10 protein-coding genes are annotated in these 15,244 nt (G+C 74.2%); 3 read left to right on the top strand and 7 right to left on the bottom strand.

Going from position 1 to position 15,244, the window contains the following annotated elements; translation table 11 throughout:
* Nucleotides 1-13 precede the first annotated feature (13 nt).
* From O7599_RS00530 to O7599_RS00515, 4 genes are all read right to left on the bottom strand, one after another.
* On the bottom strand, nucleotides 14-775 hold the full coding sequence (locus O7599_RS00530; RefSeq protein ID WP_281620042.1) for an aminoglycoside adenylyltransferase family protein: 762 nt from the start codon (nucleotides 773-775) through the stop codon (nucleotides 14-16).
* A 66-nt stretch (nucleotides 776-841) separates the two neighbouring features.
* A complete protein-coding gene (locus tag O7599_RS00525) occupies nucleotides 842-2,038 on the bottom strand; it encodes a tetratricopeptide repeat protein (protein ID WP_281620041.1) in 1,197 nt (398 codons plus the stop codon).
* Nucleotides 2,039-2,122: 84 nt separating this feature from the next.
* Nucleotides 2,123-3,496, bottom strand: a complete 1,374-nt coding sequence (locus O7599_RS00520; protein ID WP_281620040.1) for a family 43 glycosylhydrolase — start codon at nucleotides 3,494-3,496, stop codon at nucleotides 2,123-2,125.
* Between the two features lie 228 nt (nucleotides 3,497-3,724).
* Complete coding sequence (locus O7599_RS00515) at nucleotides 3,725-7,000, bottom strand: family 78 glycoside hydrolase catalytic domain (protein ID WP_281620039.1); 3,276 nt, start codon at nucleotides 6,998-7,000, stop codon at nucleotides 3,725-3,727.
* Between the two features lie 219 nt (nucleotides 7,001-7,219).
* On the opposite strand from O7599_RS00515, the gene O7599_RS00510 reads away from it, so the two are divergent.
* From O7599_RS00510 to O7599_RS00500, 3 genes are all read left to right on the top strand, one after another.
* Nucleotides 7,220-8,053: a DUF1206 domain-containing protein gene (locus tag O7599_RS00510; RefSeq protein WP_281620038.1), complete on the top strand. Its 834-nt coding sequence runs from the start codon at nucleotides 7,220-7,222 to the stop codon at nucleotides 8,051-8,053.
* Nucleotides 8,054-8,118: 65 nt separating this feature from the next.
* A complete protein-coding gene (locus O7599_RS00505; RefSeq protein WP_281620037.1) occupies nucleotides 8,119-8,481 on the top strand; it encodes a hypothetical protein in 363 nt (120 codons plus the stop codon).
* Between the two features lie 77 nt (nucleotides 8,482-8,558).
* Entirely contained in the window at nucleotides 8,559-10,193 is a 1,635-nt protein-coding gene (locus tag O7599_RS00500; RefSeq protein ID WP_281620036.1) for an MFS transporter, read from the top strand.
* 30 nt (nucleotides 10,194-10,223) lie between these two features.
* Here O7599_RS00500 and meaB read toward each other — a convergent pair whose 3' ends face one another.
* Genes meaB through O7599_RS00485 form a run of 3 tightly spaced genes read right to left on the bottom strand, consistent with a single transcriptional unit; the run spans nucleotide 10,224 to nucleotide 15,209 of the window.
* Nucleotides 10,224-11,201: a methylmalonyl Co-A mutase-associated GTPase MeaB gene (gene meaB, locus O7599_RS00495; RefSeq protein ID WP_281623665.1), complete on the bottom strand. Its 978-nt coding sequence runs from the start codon at nucleotides 11,199-11,201 to the stop codon at nucleotides 10,224-10,226.
* 19 nt (nucleotides 11,202-11,220) lie between these two features.
* A complete protein-coding gene (gene scpA, locus O7599_RS00490; protein ID WP_281620035.1) occupies nucleotides 11,221-13,398 on the bottom strand; it encodes a methylmalonyl-CoA mutase in 2,178 nt (725 codons plus the stop codon).
* On the bottom strand, nucleotides 13,395-15,209 hold the full coding sequence (locus O7599_RS00485) for a methylmalonyl-CoA mutase subunit beta (protein WP_281620034.1): 1,815 nt from the start codon (nucleotides 15,207-15,209) through the stop codon (nucleotides 13,395-13,397). Before O7599_RS00485 ends, scpA begins: the two co-directional genes overlap by 4 nt.
* Nucleotides 15,210-15,244 lie beyond the last annotated feature (35 nt).

Here is a 15,244-nt window from a genome sequence, read left to right as displayed (position 1 = left end):
GGGCAGCGGCCGGTCAGGGCCGGGAGAGCTTCCCGATCTCGGCGACGACGTGCTCCGCGTGCGGACGTACCCGCGCCCGCAGCTCCTCGCTCCAGCTCTCCTCCGCGTACCGGCTGCCGAGGTAGAGCCGCCGCGCGTGCTCCAGCACCGGCCGGTGCTCCGGCGGCAGCCGCCGCAGCGCCCACGCGGCGGCGGCGTCCTTGGGGCGGATCTCGCCGGTGGCCAGGGTGCTCCAGATCCGCGCCAGGGTGAGCAGGACGTTGCGGGTGTCCCCGTCCAGCTCCGCGAGCAGCTCCGGGATGCCCGCCGTGGCGGCGCGGGCCACGTCCTCGTACGGCACCGGGTCCAGCACCCGCGCGGGGGGCGGGCCGGCCAGCGCGTGGTCGCCGGCCAGCACCATCGTGAGCACGATCGCCAGGTCCGCCATGGCCGTGGGCCGCGGCGGCCCGCCCGCCTGGAACTCCTCGCGCAGCCACTCCCCGTACAGGAAGTCGCCGGTCGGCGGGTAGCGCCAGGGCCGGACCTCGGACTGCACGACCACCGTCAGCTCCACCGGACGCAGCCCTCCGGTGAAACCGGAGACCCTCAGCAGCCCGTCGAGGAGCGCCCGCCGCTCGGGCTCCGTCAGGGACCGGCCGGCGACGACGAGCACGTCGACGTCGCTCGCCGGGCGGAGCCCGCCGAGGACGGCGGAGCCGTGCAGGTACGCGCCGACGACCTCGGGGCCCAGCACGTCGTCGACCAGCGCCATGACCGCACGTACCTGATCTTCCATCGGACCAGTGTCGGTCACGGCCGGCGGCCGGCGCGCCTCGGCCCCGCCCTTCCACCGCGACGGCCGTCAGCTCAGCTCCGCCAGCTCCCGCCGCACGGCGGCGGTCAGGGGATCGTCCGGGCCCCGCGCATGCTCGCACCGCTGGAGCACGATGCGCAGCACGTCCACGGCCTCGCCGCGGTGCCGGCGGGTCGAGGCGTACAACCGTGCCAGACCGCGCATCGCGGTCAGCGTCTCCTCGGCCTCGGGGCCGTGGAGGCGCTCCCGCGCCCGCGCCGCCGCCAGGACGTCGTCCGGTCTGGCGCGGCGCTCCGCGGACTCGCACGCGCTCACCAGCTCCCTCCTGACGTAGGCGGTGTCCGGGTGATCGGCGCCCAGCGTGCGCGCGGACCGCGCGAGGGTGTCCTCGAGCACCTCCAGCGCCTGCACGACGGAGGAGTGGAACGAAAGGTACGAGCCCAGCACACACGCCGCGCGCAGCGCCTCGGGGGCGTCGGGCCCGGCGGTCCGCTTCACCTCCGCCACGTGCAGGTTGAGCGAGATGATCTTGTCATTCGACAGCGTGCCCAGCAGGCTGCTCGCGTTGGCCTCGTCCTCGACCGCCCGGCGGGTGTCCGGATGGTGCGGGCCCAGCACCCCGCCCAGGTGGTGAGCGGTCTGGGCGAGCAGCGCCAGCGCGTCCGCCGGCCGTCCGACCGCCAGGTACGCCTCCGCCACGCGCTGGCGCAGTTGCAGCGTCGCCGTGTCGTCGGCGGGCAGGACCGCCTCGTGCGCGGCGAGCACCTCCTCGTACACCGGGAGAGCGCGGTCGGGAAAGCCGAACTCCCAGTAGTCCTCGGCCTCCTCGTAGCGCTCGCCGCGCAGCTCCGGGTGCTCGGCCAGCCGGGACGGCGGCGGCGCCGGCCAGGTCTTCCCCGCCTCCGTCTGCGCGGCCTGTGCCTGCGCGATCAGTGCGGCGTCCTTCCCGGACATGTCGTAGGGGTTGTCGGCGTTCCTGGGAATCCGACGGCCGACGTACCGTGAGCCGCCGAGGGTGATGACGCGGTAGCGGCCCATGGACCAGACAGGGATGAACAACAAGCACATGAACAGCCGTTTGACGACGGAGCCGCATCGCGGGCAGGGGTCGGCCGCACCGTAGAAGCGGGTGCCGAACCCGTTGACGGTCTCCGTGTCCGGAGCGGCCAGCGCCACGGTCTCGTCCGTGCACGCCCCGCAGAACGGATGGACACCCTGCCGCTCTCCCCGGATGGTCGGCTCCATGACATCCCCGCTGTTCGCCGCTGCTGACGTTCGGACAATCCCTAGCGGACCACGCCGGGGAGGGGTCCCCGGCGTGGAACCGGCTCAGGCGACCTCGATGCTGTCGAGTTCGGCGAAGAAGGCGCCCTTGCCGAGGCGGACCGTGTTCCAGCCCTCGGCGAGCTGCACCTGCCTGTCGACCGTGGTCCAGTTGTCCCAGCCGGTGAAGGGGTAGTTCACCTCGCCGGCCGCGGCGCCGTTGACCGTCAGCGTGTGCGTCGAGGGCACCTGGGCGGAGCCGTCGAGGGAGCCGTTGCCGTAGCGGACGGACAGGGTGTGGGCGCCGGCGGCCGGGGTGAAGACGGAGAACTCCACGTAGCTGTCGGGGAAGTCGATGTGCCCGACGGCGCGGCCGTCGAGCGCGCCGGGCGCGTCGCGGACGGTCGCGTTGTGCACGGTGGCGTTCTCCGCCTGGTACAGCACCTTGCTGCCGTCCACGACGGGGTAGCCGTTCGCCCAGCCGATGTGGGCCGCGTACATTGCGCGCCGCGAGTGGTCCGCGCTCCAGCCGTGGAAGAGGATCCGGTCGCGGCCGTCGGGGCCGGTGACGACGTCCTGGCCGCCGGGGCCGATGACGGCGCCGCCGAAGGTGCCGGTGGTCATCAGGGGGTTGGCCGCCTTGGTGTACGGGCCGGTGAGGCTGTCGGCGACGGCGTAGCTCGTCTTGTAGCGGTCGCCGTCGAAGAAGTCCGCGGAGTACAGCAGCACGTACTTCCCGCCGCGCTTGACGAGCGTGGGCGCCTCGATGACGTTGCCCTCCCAGGCGCGGTCCTGGCGGATGAGCCGGGTCGCCGCGCCCGTGGTGGCGGTGCCGTTCGGGTTGACGGGCTGGAGGTGCAGCCAGGTGTCCTGGCTGCAGCAGTTGCCGTCGTTCTTCCAGAGCATGTAGCGCTGCCCGCCCTCGGTGTAGCTGGAGGCGTCGATGGCGCCGCCCTGGTCGGCGGGGCAGACCAGCGGCCCGGCGCCGGCCGGCTCGAACGGGCCCGCGGGGGTGGGTGCCAGGGCGACGCCGATGCACTGCTTGTCGCTGGCGCGGTCGCGCGCGGTGTAGTGCATGGTGAACCCGGCTCCGTTGTCGAAGACCTCGGGCGCCCAGACCAGCCCGCTGTTCGGCACCGCCCAGTCGCCGAGCCGGGGCAGCACGTCGGCGCCGTCCAGCGACCAGGACGCGAGGTCGGTGGAGGTGGCGTGCTGGATGTTCCTGCCGTCGCTGTTGGTGGCGTAGGCGTGGTAGGTGTCGCCGGCCCTGACGACGTCCGGGTCGGCGAAGTTCACGTCGAGCACCGGCGCGCCGGGGGCGGCGGCGGGCCCGGATCCGGGCTCGGAGCCGGCGGCTGACGAGCCGGGTACCGCGAAGGCGGCGAGGGCCGCGAGGGCGGCAGCGGCGGCGGTGACGGCACGGGCGGGGCGCGGGGACACGGGAGCTCCTTCCGGGAGCGGCCTCGACGCGGGCGGCGGCGGGGCCGGCCGCGGTGGGGGGTGAGCTGCGCGCTTTTACATCGTTGCAATCGCCGCTCACGGTAAGGAGCCGCACCGGAGGTGTCAACGACCTGCGCAGAGGCGGGCGTTGCCGGGGCCGCGGCCTGCCGCGCGCCGCCGCCCCGGCCTTCTGAATGGCTTCTGAATGGTTTCAATCCACGGCTGCGGTCAGGGCCTCCCGGTGAACGCCCAGGTGCCGTGCGGCACCCGGAACACCGCGAAGCCTGGCTCGGCCCGTACGAACTCCGCCCCCTCGGGCTCCCGTACGTCCCCGGGAGAGCCGCTCGGCACGTGCACCTCCGCCGTCGACCCCACCGGCACCCGCACCTCCAGCCGCACCGCGGCGTCGATCCGCGACCACGACACGGCGGCCGGCCCGCGCACCGTGTGCAGCTCGGTGCGCGCCCAGTCTACGCCGGCGCGTGCGTCCGGGCGCACGGTGAACGTGCGGTAGCCGGCGTCGCCCGGCCGCAGACCGGCCACGTTCTCGTACAGCCACTGCACCACGGTGCCCTGGAAGTAGTGGTCCCGGGAGCGCGAGTCGAGCTGCCACATCTCCCACATGGTGTCGGCGCCGTTGTCGAACCAGTAGCCCCAGCTCGGGTACGTGCGCTGGGTCGCGATGGCGTGGGCCACGTCGCCGTGGCCCTCGGCGGTCAGCGCCCGCAGCAGCACGCTGGTGCCCAGCGCGCCGGTGTTGAGGTGGTTGCCGCGCTCCTCGACGTCGGCGAGCAGGGACGCGGTGACGCTCGCGCGCGCCCCGGCCGGCACCAGGCCGAAGGCCAGCGGGACGCAGTTGTTCGTCTGCCGGTACCCGGGGTCCTTCGCCGTGCGATAGTGCCCCTCGGGCGCCAGGAACTCGGCGTTCAGCGCCTCCTTGAGCCCGTCGGCGGCGGCCAGATACCGGTCCCGGGTGCCGGTCTCGCCCGCCAGCTCCGCCATCGCCGCGGTGTCGGTGAGCGCCCGGTGCAGGTACGAGGTGGCGGTCAGCCGGGTGTCCTCGGGCGGGTTGCCGCCGTAGCCGGGCGGCAGGTAGTCGCCGAGCGCCGTGACGGCCAGGCCGTCCACCAGCCTTTCCAGCTCCCAGTCCAGATAGCGGGTCAGCGCCGGCAGATGGTCGTGCACGACGCGCTCGTCGCCGTACACGCGGTACATCTCCCGGATCAGGAACGGGTAGACCGTCGTCCACTCCGGCGACGGGCCGAGGTCGCCGTAGCCCCAGCCGCCGCTGGGCACGATCACCGGCAACTGGCCCGCGTCGTTCTGGCTGTCGCGGATGTCGTCCAGCCACTTGCCGAGCATCCGGTGCATGCCCAGCGCGTACATCATCACGGGCGCGCCGACCTGCGCGTCGCCGGTCCAGCCGTTCTTCTCGTACATCGGGGTGTCGGTCGGGATGCCGTGCAGGTTGTTCTGCACGGTGCGGCGCATGGCGCGCTCCAACTGCTCGTAGAACGGCTCGGAACACCCGAACGTCCCGGTGTCGGCGACCGGCGTGTGCACCACCCGGCCGAGGACCTCGTCCGGGCCCGGCTTGGCGGGCAGCCCGCTGATCTGCACGTAGCGGAAGCCCTTGTACGAGAACTCCGGCTCCCACACCTCGGCGGACCCGCCGCCGGCGCAGACGTACTCGTCGGTCTGGAAGCGGCCCGGCACATGGCCGGTCTCGGAGTGCACGCTGCCGTCGGCCTTGAGCTTCTCGCCGTGCACGAGGCGCACGGTGGTGCCCGCCGGGGCCCGTACCGAAAGCCGCGTCCAGCCGGCCAGGGTGCGGCCCATGTCGACGATCCAGGTGTCGCCGTGGGCGGTGACGGCGGCGGGCCGGACGGTGTCGATGACGCGGATCGCGTCGTGGGGCTGGGTGCGCAGGGTGCCCTTCGGGGGCTCCTGGCGGGCGGGGACGGACCAGGCGGCGTCGTCGAAGCCCGGCTCGGTCCAGCCGGCGGGGTGCTCGCGGGCGTCGTAGGTCTCGCCGGCGTAGAGGCAGTCGGAGCGGGTGGGACCTTCGGCCAGGCGCCAACTGCCGTCGGTGGCGACGACGGTACGGGCGCCGCCCGGGTGCTCGATCTCCACCTGGGCGAGGAGGCGCGGCTCGCCGTGCCACGGCGGGGTGTGCCAGTTCCAGACGTTGGGCGTCGTCATGCCGAAGAAGCCGCGGCCGAGGGTGACGCCGATGGCGTTGGCGCCGGGGGTGACGAGGTCGGTGACGTCGTGGACCGCGTACAGCACGGTCTCGTCGTAGTCCGTGAAGCCCGGGTCGAGGACCTGGCGGCCGACGCGGCGGCCGTTGATCTCGGCGGCGTAGTAGGCGAGCCCGCTGACGTACAGCCGGGCGCGCCGCACCGGCCGCGAGACGGTGAACTCGCGGCGCAGCAGCGGCGCCGGCCGCACCTCGGCCGGCACCTGCGCGCCGCTGCCCCAGGGGCCCTGGCCGTACGGCGCGAGCACCGTGGCCTCCGCCCAGGCACCGTCGTCGAAGCCGGGCTGCTGCCAGCCGTCCCGCTCCTGGTCGGCACACCGCCAGCCGGGCCCGGTGACCAGCTCGGTGGCGTCGTCACCGCTGTGCACCACGAGGCGTACGAGCAGCCCGCCGGGGTTGACCGAGGCGCCCCCGCGGTTCGTGGCGCGGACGGCGACGACCACGCGGCCGGCCGCGGCCCGGACCGCGTCGGTGACGTCGGCCACCCGGCCGGTGCGCCAGCCGTCGGTCTGCTGCGGGGCGTGCAGCACCTCCGTGCCGTCGAGGAAGAGGGTGAAGTCGTCGTCGGCCGTGGCCACGATCCGCGCCGCCGACACCTCGGCCCCGGCGGGCAGGTCGAGCGCGGCGCGGAACCAGACCGGACCGGCGGGGGCGTCCTCCTGGGTGGCGCCGGGCGCCCAGATCCACGAGGCCCCCGTGGAGCCGGGCGGCTCGGGCGCGGCGTCGGCGCCGATCCAGTGGCCGCGCCAGTCGTCGGGCGCCAGTGCGGTCTCCCACCAGCTCCACCTGCTCCAGGCGGACGGCCGGCCCCGGCCGTCCCAGACCCGGACCTGCCAGTGGTAGCGGGTACGGGTCTCGAGCGCCGGCCCGCCGTAGGGGACGCCGACCGTCTGATCCGATGCGACGCGGCCGGAGTCCCACACCGCCCGGTCGTCCGCGGGGTCGAGCGAGACCCGCACCCGGTACGCGCTCTGCCGCGCGCCGCTGCCCGGAGCGGACAGCTCCCAACTCAGCCGGGGAGCGGTGACGTCGGTGCCGAGCAGGGCGGGCGCGTACTCGACGGTGGTGCGCTCGACGCGCAGCCCGGGCCCGCCGGCTTCCCCGCCGTCCCGACCGGCCGCGGCGGCGGGGACGGCGCCCTGGCCGAGGCCGACGGCGCCGGCCGTCGCTCCGGCGGCGGAGGTGCGCAGAAAGGCCCGCCGGTTCCATGCACTTCCGTTGTTCGTCTCGCGCTCGTGGCTCATCGCACGTCCCTTGGTTGATGAGTGGCGTGTCCGACTCGGGAATTGAAACGTTTCAAACTCTCTTCGGAAATCCTAGATCGCACCGGACGGACACCTCAAGAGGCGTGCAGGGACCGAGCGGCCCGGTGACCCCGATTCCGGGTGCCGGCGGGCGTCGGCCCGCGTTTCCGCCGGTTCTTCCTGGGAAACCGACAGGCCGGACCGAGGAGGAAACCAACCATGGGCGCGGCAACTTCGACGGCGCGTGGGCGCAGGACGATCCGCAGGGCGGCGGACAGCAAGGCGGTGGAGTGGGGCGCACGGGCCGGGCTCGTCGGCCGCGGCGTGCTCTACCTGTTGATCGGCGCGCTCGCCGTCCGCGTGGCGTTCGGCGAGGGGAAGCGGGAGGCAGACCGCAGCGGTGCCGTCGGCGAGATCGCCGCGCAGCCCGCCGGCGGGTTCCTGCTGTGGACGCTGGGCGCGGCTCTGGTGGGCATGGCGGTGTGGCGGCTGTCCGAGGCCGCGTTCGGCGCCGCGGGGCCCGGCGGGCACAAGGCGTCGAAGCGGGCGCTGTCCGGCGCGCGGGCGGTCTTCTACGGCTTCGTCGCGTACTCCGTGCTCGCCTTCGCGGCCGGCGAGGAGGGCAACACCTCCAGCGACCGGCAGAGCCGGGACATCACCGCCCGGGCGCTCGAACAGCCCGGCGGCACGTGGCTGGTGGGCCTCGCGGGCGCGGGCATCGCGGTGGCCGGCGCGGTACTGGCGGTGCGCGCGGCGCTGCGCTCGTACCGCAAGCATCTGCGCACGTCGCAGATGTCACGGCGCACCCGCCGGCTCGTCGACGTGACCGGGGTGACGGGCGGCATCGCGCGCGGCCTGGTGGTGGGCGCCATCGGCGTGTTCGTCGCCAAGGCCGCCCTGGAGTACGACCCGAAGGAGGCCAAGGGCGTCGACGCGGCACTGAAGTCCTTCGCCGACACCGCCGCGGGACCGTGGCTGCTGGCCGCCGTCGCCGCGGGCCTGGTGCTCTTCGCCCTGTTCTCCTTCGCCTCCGCCCGCTGGCGGCGGGTCTGAGGGCGAACCGGGTGGCGACGCGGGCGAAAGGGCCGACGCGGCAGGTCACGGCTACGATGCCGACAATGGACGTATACCTTCAGGCCCTCAACTCCCTGCTGGACGAGTCGGACGACCCGCACGCGAGCATCGGGGTGACCCTGCACCTGGGCGGTGGCGCCCTGCACGGGCACCTGATCAGCCACCGCGCGTGGCGCGAGGCGTGGCTGGACCAGATCCACGAGTCCGACCCGGCGGTGGCGGCGTTCCTCAACACGGCGCTGGCGGCGCTGCCCACCGACGCCGGCGACCCGGACCCGTCGGCGGCGCCCTACCTGCACCTGCGCGACGTCACGTACCTCCACGGCACGGAGAACGCGGAGGAGTCCCTGTGGCGCGGCCCGGTGTCCGCGGTCTCCGGCTGGTCCCTCACCCAGCCGCGCCTGTGAGGCCCGCAGCCCGGCGAGGAAGGTGACCGGACACAACTCCGTTGCCCGGTGCTCCCGGCTCCGGGAAGATGTCCGCCATGACCTCCGGAGCCCCTCGCCAGCGGACGGCCCAACGGCAGGCGGGGCTCGTGCTGTCGGCCTGCGTCCTGGCCTCGTCGCTGGTGGGCATGGACAGCCTCATGACCACCGTCGCGCTGCCCGCCATCGCCGGCGACCTCGGCGCGGGCATGGCCGTGCAGCAGTGGATCGTCGCGGCGTTCCTGCTCGCCGTCGGCAGCCTGATCCTCGTCGGCGGGGCGCTCGGGGACGTCTACGGCCGGCGCCTGGTCTTCGCCGTCGGCACGGCCGGGTTCGGGGCCGCGGCGCTGGTCTGCGCGGTGGCGCCGAACGCCGGGGTGCTCGTCGTCGGCCGGCTGCTGCAGGGCGCCGCCGCCGCGCTGCTGCTGCCGAGCGTGCTGGCGGTCATCACCGGCGCGTTCGCCGAGGCGGACCGCTCGCGGGCGATAGCCCGCTGGTCCGCCTGGAGCGGGCTGTCCGTGATCGCAGGACCCGTCGTCGGCGGGCTGCTCATCGACGCCCTCTCGTGGCGGGCGGTCTACTGGTTCGAACTGCCCTGCGCGGCGGTCGTCGTCGCCCTGATCCTGCGCGCGACCCCGCCCGGCGACGGGACGGCCGGCACCTCCGTCGACCTCGCCGGGGCCGCGCTCGCCGTCCCCGCGGTCGGCGGTCCCGCGTTCTACCTCATCCAGTCCCCGCGCGCCGGCTGGGGCGACCCGCTCACCCTGACCGCCCTCGTCACCGGCGTCGTCTCGCTGGTGGCGTTCCTGGCCTGGGAGCGCCGCGCCCGCGACCCGCTGCTGCCGCCCGCGCTCTTCCGGATCCGGGCCTTCGCCGCGGTCAACGCCGTGACGTTCGTCCTCTACGGCGCGCTCATCTCCTGCGGCACGTACACGATCCTCTTCCTTCAGGAGAACCTCGGCTACGGGCCGGCCCCCGCCGGCATCGCCGGCGCGGTGCCCATCATGGTGCTGTTCGTGCTCTCCGGGCGCTTCGGCGCGCTCGCCGACCGGCACGGCGGCCGGCCGTTCATCGCCGGCGGCTCGCTCCTCGCCGGGCTCGGCATGCTCCTGCTGCTGCGCGCGGACGCCGGGACCTCGATGTGGACCGTCGTGCTCCCCTCGGTCCTGGTGCACGGGCTGGGCCTGGCGATGCTCGTCGCGCCCCTCACCTCCGACGTCATGTCCGCCGCCCCCGCCGACCGGGCCGGGGTCGCCTCCGGCATCAACAACGCCGTCGCCCGGATCGGCAGCATGATGGCCATCGCGGTGCTCGGCGTGGTCATCTCCGTACAGTTCTCCGCCGACCTCGACGACGGCCTCGCCCGCGCCGGCCTCACGTCGGTGGACGACTCCGCGCTGGACTCGGCGCGTGAACGGCCGCTCTCCGACGAGCCGCCCGCGGGCCTGGCGGCCCCCGAGCGCGCGGCGCTGGAGCCGGTGCTCGCGGACGCCTCGGCGTCGGCGTTCCGCCTCGGGGCCGGTGTCGCCGGCACCCTGGCGGTCCTGGCCGGGGTGATCGCCTGGGCCGGCTACCGGGACCCCAAGGCGGCGGCCTACGACGCCGCCGGCACCCTCGGCTGTCCGCTCACCGGCGCCCGCGACCACACGGAGGCCCCGCCGATCGGCTCGCGCACCGGGCAGCCGGTGACCTGACGGCCCGTCTGCGAGCCGTACCGGCCCCGCTCAGCCGCCGAACGCGTCCAGGATCCGCTCTGCCGCCCGCGTCGCCGTCAACTCGCCGTTCCTGACCTGCCGTTCCAGCTCCGGCGCCAGCGCGCCGACCGCCGCGTCGGCGCGCAGCCGGCCCAGCAGTTCCTCGCGCACCATCGTCCACGTCCAGTCCACCTGCTGGTCGCGTCGCCTGCCGGCCAGTCGGCCGGTGCTCTCCAGCAGCTCGCGGTGGCCCTCCAGCCGCTCCCAGACCGTGTCGAGCCCCGTCGCCTCGCGCGCGCTGCAGTGCAGCACCGGCGGCGTCCAGAACGCGCCCTTGCCGTGCATCAGCCGCAGCGCGCCCGCCAGTTCCCGCGCCGCCGCCCGGGCGTCGCGCTCGTGCGGCCCGTCCGCCTTGTTGACGGCGATCACGTCCGCCAGCTCCAGCACGCCCTTCTTGATGCCCTGCAACTGGTCCCCGGTCCTGGCCAGCGTCAGCAGCAGGAAGGAGTCGACCATGTTCGCGACCGCCGTCTCGGACTGGCCGACGCCCACGGTCTCCACCAGCACCACGTCGTAACCGGCCGCCTCCATCACCACGATCGACTCGCGTGTCGCCTTCGCGACCCCGCCGAGCGTGCCCGCCGTGGGGGAGGGGCGGACGAACGCGGCCGGGTCCACCGCCAGCCGCTCCATGCGCGTCTTGTCGCCCAGGATCGACCCGCCGGTGCGGCTGGACGACGGGTCGACGGCCAGCACCGCCACCCGGTGGCCCAGCCCCGTCAGCATGGTTCCGAAGGCGTCGACGAACGTCGACTTCCCCACCCCGGGCACACCGCTGACCCCGATGCGCCGGGCGTTCCCGCTGTGCGGCAGCAGCGCGGTCAGCAACTCCTGCGCCATCGCGCGGTGCTGCGGCCGGGTCGACTCCACGAGGGTGATCGCGCGGGCCACGAGCGCCCGTTTGCCGTCGAGGACGCCCTTGACGTACGTGTCGAGGTCGATGGCCATCTTCTGGGGATTCACCCGCTCACGCGGCGTCGTGACCGAGACCGGCCGCCAGTTGCGTCACCAGGTCCTGTGCGGCGTCGGGGATCACGGTGCCCGGCAGGAACACCGACGTCGCGCCCATGTCCAGCAGCGTCGCCACGTCCTGCGGCGGGATCACACCGCCCACCACGACCATGATGTCGTCGCGTCCCTCCTCCGCCAGCGCCTCGCGCAGCGCCGGCACGAGCGTCAGGTGCCCGGCCGCCAGCGACGACACCCCCACGATGTGCACGTCCGCCTCGACGGCCTGCCGCGCCACCTCGGCGGGGGTCTGGAACAGCGGGCCGACGTCCACGTCGAAGCCGAGGTCGGCGAAGGCCGTGGCGATCACCTTCTGCCCGCGGTCGTGCCCGTCCTGGCCCATCTTGGCGACCAGGATGCGCGGCCGCCGGCCCTCGGCCTCCGCGAACTCGCCCACCAGCGACCTGGTCCGCGCCACCGAGGGCGACTCGCCCGCCTCGTTCCGGTACACACCGGAGATCGTACGGATCTGCCCGGCGTGCCGCCCGTAGGCCGTCTCCAGCGCGTACGAGATCTCGCCCACCGTCGCCCGGGCGCGCGCGGCCCGTACCGCCAGCTCCAGCAGGTTGCCCTCGCCGCCGGCCGCCCGCGCCAGATCGTCCAGCGCGCCCCGGCACGCGGTCTCGTCGCGCTCCGCGCGCAGCCGTTCCAGCTTCGCGATCTGCTGTGCCCGCACGGCGGAGTTGTCGACCTTCAGCACCTCGATCTGCTCGTCGGACGCCACCCGGTACTTGTTCACGCCGATCACGGGCTGCCGCCCGGAGTCGATACGGGCCTGGGTGCGCGCCGCCGCCTCCTCCACCCGCAGCTTCGGGATGCCCGCGTCGATGGCCTGCGCCATGCCGCCCGCCTGCTCGACCTCCTCGATGTGCTGCCAGGCCCGCCGCGCCAGGTCGTACGTCAGCCGTTCCACGTACGCGCTGCCGCCCCACGGGTCGATCACGCGGGTCGTACCGGACTCCTGCTGCAGCAGCAACTGGGTGTTGCGGGCGATCCGGGCGGAGAAGTCGGTGGGCAGCGCGAGCGCCTCGTCCAGCGCGTTGGTGTGCAGCGACTGCGTGTGGCCCTGCGTGGCGGCCATCGCCTCGACACAGGTGCGCGTCACGTTGTTGTAGACGTCCTGCGCGGTCAGCGACCAGCCGGAGGTCTGCGAGTGCGTGCGCAGCGAGAGCGACTTGGGATTCTGCGGATCGAAGCGTTTGACGAGCTTCGCCCACAGAAGCCGCGCCGCACGCAGCTTGGCGATCTCCATGAAGAAGTTCATGCCGATCGCCCAGAAGAACGACAGCCGCGGCGCGAAGGCGTCCACGTCCAGGCCCGCGTCCCGGCCGGCCCGGATGTACTCCACGCCGTCGGCGAGGGTGTACGCCAGCTCCAGGTCGGCCGTCGCGCCCGCCTCCTGGATGTGGTAGCCGGAGATCGAGATCGAGTTGTAGCGGGGCATGTGCCGGGAGGTGAAGGCGAAGATGTCGGAGATGATCCGCATCGACGGCTTCGGCGGGTAGATGTAGGTGTTGCGGACCATGAACTCCTTGAGGATGTCGTTCTGGATGGTCCCCGCCAGCATCGAAGGCGGCACCCCCTGTTCCTCCGCGGCCACGATGTACAGTGCGAGCACCGGCAGCACCGCGCCGTTCATCGTCATCGACACCGTCATCCGGTCCAGCGGGATGCCGTCGAAGAGCTGCCGCATGTCGAGGATCGAGTCGATCGCCACCCCCGCCATGCCGACGTCGCCCGTCACCCGCGGGTGGTCGCTGTCGTAGCCGCGGTGGGTGGGCAGGTCGAAGGCGACGGACAGACCCTTCTGGCCGGCGGCCAGGTTGCGCCGGTAGAAGGCGTTGGACTCCTCGGCGGTGGAGAAGCCCGCGTACTGCCGGATGGTCCAGGGCTGGTTGACGTACATCGTCGGGTACGGGCCCCGCAGATACGGCGCGACGCCCGGGTAGGTGTCCAGGAAGTCCAGGTCCGCCAGGTCCTGCCCGGTGTACAGCGGCCGGACGGCGATGCCCTCGGGCGTCTCCCAGCCGAGGTCGCGGCCGTCGCCGCCGCCCTTCACCGCGGCGTGCCACTGGTCGGCGCCGGCCGCGGGGGCCGGGGTGCCGAGCGCGATGTCCGAGAAGTCGGGGACGGTCATCGGGCCACTCCCATGCGGTCGAGTGCGTCGGTCAGCACGGCCACGGCGTCACAGCCGGCGTGGACGTAAGTGTCGGCGCCGTCGTACGGGCCCGGGCGCCCGGCGAGGTACACGTGCCGCGCGCCGGCCGTCCGCAGCTCCGCCGCCGCGGCGGCGCCCTGCTCCTCGTACACCGCGTCGCCCGAGCACAGGCACGCCTCGCGCGCCCCGCTGTCCGCGAAGGTGCCGCTGGTGACGGGCTCGACGCCGCCGGCCTGGAACAGGTTCGCGGCGAAGGTCACCCGCGGGGTGTGTACGGCGGCCGGGCCCAGCGCGGCGAGGAAGACGCGCGGCCGGGCGCCGGTCGCGGCCAGATGCGCGTCGGAGCGCGCCCGCAGCGCCTCGAAGCCCTCGTCCCTGCGCACTCGCGGCAGCCCGCCGGACGGCGGCGCCTGTGCGGGCGCGCGGACGACGGGCTTCTCCGCCAGGTCGGGGAACTCGCTGACCCCGGTCACCGGTTCGCGCCGGGTGGCGAGCTTCCTGCCGCGCTCCGCCCAGGTCCGTGCCAGCCGCTCGCCGACCATCCCGGAGCGCAGCGCGGCGGCCTGGCCGCCGGCCCGCTCGATCTCCTGGAAGAACGCCCAGCCGGCGTGCGCGAGTTCGTCGGTCAGCCGCTCCACGTACCAGGAGCCGCCCGCCGGGTCGATGACCCGGGCCAGGTGCGACTCCTCGACAAGAATGGCGGAGGTGTTCCGGGCGATGCGCCGGGAGAACGCGTCCGGCAGGCCGATGGCGTGGTCGAAGGGGAGCACGGTCACCGCGTCCGCGCCGCCGACTCCGGCGGCGAGGGTGGCGACCGTGGTGCGCAGCATGTTCACCCACGGGTCGCGGCGCGTCGCCATCACCGGCGAGGTCACCGCGTGCTGGAGCTGCGCGCCCGCTTCGGGCGCCCCGCAGACCTCCGCCACCCGCGAGAACAGCCGGCGCGCCGCCCGCAGCTTGGCGACCGTCAGGAACTGGTCGGCGGTCGCCGCGTACCGGAACTCCAGTTGGGCACACGCCTGCGCGGCGCCCAGCCCCGCCGCGGTCAGCTCCCGCAGATAGGCGACCGCCGTGGCCAGGGAGCAGCCCAGCTCCTGCGCCGGGGAGCCGCCGGCCTCGTGGTACGGCAGCGCGTCCACGGTGACGGCCCGAAGGCCGGGGTGGCGGTCGGCGCACAGCCGGGCGAGGCCGGCCATGGCGGCGGTGTCCCCGGGCCGTCCGGTACGGGCCTCGTGGCCGAGCGGGTCGGCGCCGAGGCCGCCGCGCACGGCGTCGGCGGCGAGACCGCGCTCCTCGTACAGCCGCAGCAGCTCCCGCGCGGCCGGCTCGCTCTCGGCGCCGGCGTCCAGGACGACGGGCGCCAGGTCGAGGTAGACGTCCTTCAGCACGTCCTTCAGCGCCGCCACCGGGATGCCGCCGGACCCGCCGACGTCGAGCCACAGGGAGGTGACGCCGTTCTCCAGGTCGTCGAGCACGGCCTCCGCGTCGGGCGCCGCGTGCCGCTGGCGTACGTCCCAGCCGCCCGCGGCGTTCCCCTCGGGCCGGCCGCCGCGGACGAAGGGGGCGAACCCGGGCAGGCCCGGGTCCGGCGCGCGGTCCCGCGCGGTGTAGAGCGGCGGGGTGCGCAGCCCGTCCTCGAGCGCGGTGGACAGCAGGGCCTCGGCCTCGTCGGCCGGGACGTCCCTGCCGGACTTGCGCAGCACGCCCGCCACCAGGTGCTGCCACTGCTCGTGCGACGCGTCGGCGAACTCGCTAGCCAGGGAGAGCCCGTCTTCGGGCAGGACAGTCATGTTCGGATGCTAGCCAGATCGGCTAAAGGATGAAC

It is taken from the genome of Streptomyces sp. WMMC500, from assembly GCF_027497195.1.
GTDB lineage: Bacteria > Actinomycetota > Actinomycetes > Streptomycetales > Streptomycetaceae > Streptomyces.
Note: the sequence above shows the minus strand (reverse complement) of the source record. Positions and strands in the feature narration are given on the sequence as shown.

What these genes read in the sequence shown, in the direction of transcription:
- O7599_RS00505 (WP_281620037.1), top strand. Translation starts at nt 8,119, where the DNA reads ATGGACGTATACCTTCAGGCCCTCAACTCCCTGCTGGACGAGTCGGAC.
- O7599_RS00485 (WP_281620034.1), bottom strand. Translation starts at nt 15,209, where the DNA reads ATGACTGTCCTGCCCGAAGACGGGCTCTCCCTGGCTAGCGAGTTCGCC.
- meaB (WP_281623665.1), bottom strand. Translation starts at nt 11,201, where the DNA reads ATGGCCATCGACCTCGACACGTACGTCAAGGGCGTCCTCGACGGCAAA.
- O7599_RS00510 (WP_281620038.1), top strand. Translation starts at nt 7,220, where the DNA reads ATGGGCGCGGCAACTTCGACGGCGCGTGGGCGCAGGACGATCCGCAGG.
- O7599_RS00500 (WP_281620036.1), top strand. Translation starts at nt 8,559, where the DNA reads ATGACCTCCGGAGCCCCTCGCCAGCGGACGGCCCAACGGCAGGCGGGG.
- O7599_RS00525 (WP_281620041.1), bottom strand. Translation starts at nt 2,038, where the DNA reads ATGGAGCCGACCATCCGGGGAGAGCGGCAGGGTGTCCATCCGTTCTGC.
- O7599_RS00530 (WP_281620042.1), bottom strand. Translation starts at nt 775, where the DNA reads ATGGAAGATCAGGTACGTGCGGTCATGGCGCTGGTCGACGACGTGCTG.
- scpA (WP_281620035.1), bottom strand. Translation starts at nt 13,398, where the DNA reads ATGACCGTCCCCGACTTCTCGGACATCGCGCTCGGCACCCCGGCCCCC.
- O7599_RS00515 (WP_281620039.1), bottom strand. Translation starts at nt 7,000, where the DNA reads ATGAGCCACGAGCGCGAGACGAACAACGGAAGTGCATGGAACCGGCGG.